The following is a 1,849-nucleotide window of genomic DNA, read 5'->3' on the forward strand; positions in this document are numbered from 1 at the left end:
TCGACAGGAGGAAATCGCAACTGCTCTGGGGTAGACTGGGACATGGGCGACCTCGTTTAGCTTCTCCGAAGCGTTCTTGGCGGAACACCAATTTTATCAATTGGTTAAGCGAGTGTCGCCCATTTTTATGAAAAATTCGGGTTAAAACCTGATGCGGAGGCAGGCACGACCATGGCAAACCCTCGAAAAAGGATGAACGAGGGCTTGCCTGTGTAGTCAATCGTTCGTCAGCGGTCCCTATGCTGCGTCGTTGCTCAGAACCGCAGATTTTGCAAATCAGACCATAGCAGATTGTCGGTGATCGCCGAAGAGATCCCAGCCGGGTTGCGCAATACAAGACATACCAGAACGCCGTGCAACACGCCGACAAGCCAACGGCACGTCTGGAGCATGACCAGGCAATCAATCGGGACATTTTGGAACTGCTGGCTGACCACACAGAGCTGTTCAAGCAGTTCAGCGACAACCCGGATTTCAAACGCTGGTTGACCGAAACGGTGTTTGACGCGACCAACCGACCGGCCCGACTTCCCGCTTCAAACTGCTCGCCAGGGGTAAACGTCTCGCCGTCGTAGGCGATGGCAGGAAGTGTTTCCGGTCGATGTCCGGAGCGGCAATGCAGACTTGACGACTGAACAGCAAACCCGCCGCGCGGCTCAGGGATCATGCAACCTCGGAAATGCACCAGAGCCAGGGACTTGCAGGCATAAAAATCCCCGTATCCGGCAAGAATACGAGGATTTTCAGGGTCTTGTTGGTGCCCAGGGGCGGATCATGGGCACGACCGAAGAAGCGATCGGCGGCGGTGGTGCGGTCGGCGCGGTGGATGTGGAAGTTATGCACGGCGGTGAGCGCCGCGAGCTTGCGGTCGCTCAGACGATGGCGGCCATGGTGATGGAGGGACAGTTGACCGTTGCGGCCCTCCACACCGGAGCGGCTGCGCTGGAAGCGATCGGCGCATTCGCCGGCCACCTGTTCCAAGTGCGCGCGCTCGGCACCCGGCAAAGCCTGGAGCGGATGCGTGCCTTGGCGCAGCGGTTCGAGCCACTGGCGGCTCAGCGCACGCAATCGGTGACGTGGTTCGGCATGGGTGCTGCGCGCGGCGACGCGCTCTAGATACAGGGCCGGAATCAGGTGTTCGAGGAGGGCGCGCTCCAGCGTGGGCGACCGCGCGAGAGCCTCGACCTGCCCCTGCAGGGTGGCGAAGAAAAACGCGATGGTGGCCAACAATTGTGTGGTTAGACGCGGCGCCTTGGCCAGACGTTCACGAGCGCGCGTGGGCAGCTCGGCGGCTGCGGCCAGGCGCCCGAGCCGGTTCCAGACGTCGCTCAGGCGCGGTGCGACGCGTTCGACTGGCTGTGCCTGTCCACGCTCCAGATCGTATGGGTGAGCGAGGGTGCCCAGCTCACGCATCCGTTCCCGCGCCTCGACCTGACGCGCCTGGGCTTGAGCGAGTTCGGTGTCGGCCTGCACCAACGCGGTCAGGGCCGCCTGAATACGCGCGGCGAATGCGGGCGGGCGACCGCAGGGACGGGGCGAGTGGTCTTCGTACGCCGGCTGTGCCGCCCGCTCGCCCTCCCCGCGCGTCTGGGCGGCGGCCACGGTCGCGGCGGCCTGCCGGACTGGGCGGGCCAGGTGCCGCGCGGTGGCCTTCGACACCTCCTGCTGGCCATGGAAGAGGTCCGGCGAATGATGGGCCTGCAGATCCACCTCGACAGGCCGGCGCAACGCCGTGGCCTCGTCGCCGGTGCCTTGGATCACCTCGACGTTCAACCCGGCCAGGGCCGCTTGGAGCGCCTGCGTCCAAGTCGCGGCCGTGCGATCGGCCGCGGACTGCTCCAGAAGCAGA

Annotated in this window: 2 protein-coding genes; one reads left to right on the forward strand and one right to left on the reverse strand. The window is 64.0% G+C overall.

Annotated features, from left to right (window positions below):
- Positions 1-353 precede the first annotated feature (353 nt).
- Positions 354-575 carry a hypothetical protein gene (locus tag QZY07_RS03035; protein ID WP_295399624.1) on the forward strand — a complete coding sequence of 74 codons (222 nt, stop codon included), beginning with the start codon at positions 354-356 and terminating at the stop codon, positions 573-575.
- 88 nt (positions 576-663) lie between these two features.
- On the opposite strand, the gene QZY07_RS03040 is transcribed toward QZY07_RS03035, so the two are convergent.
- A partial coding sequence (locus tag QZY07_RS03040) for a DUF6399 domain-containing protein (RefSeq protein WP_295399625.1) occupies positions 664-1,849 on the reverse strand: 1,186 nt, incomplete at its 5' end.

It is taken from the genome of uncultured Thiocystis sp., assembly GCF_903866365.1.
In the GTDB taxonomy this organism is placed as follows: Bacteria; Pseudomonadota; Gammaproteobacteria; order Chromatiales; family Chromatiaceae; genus Chromatium.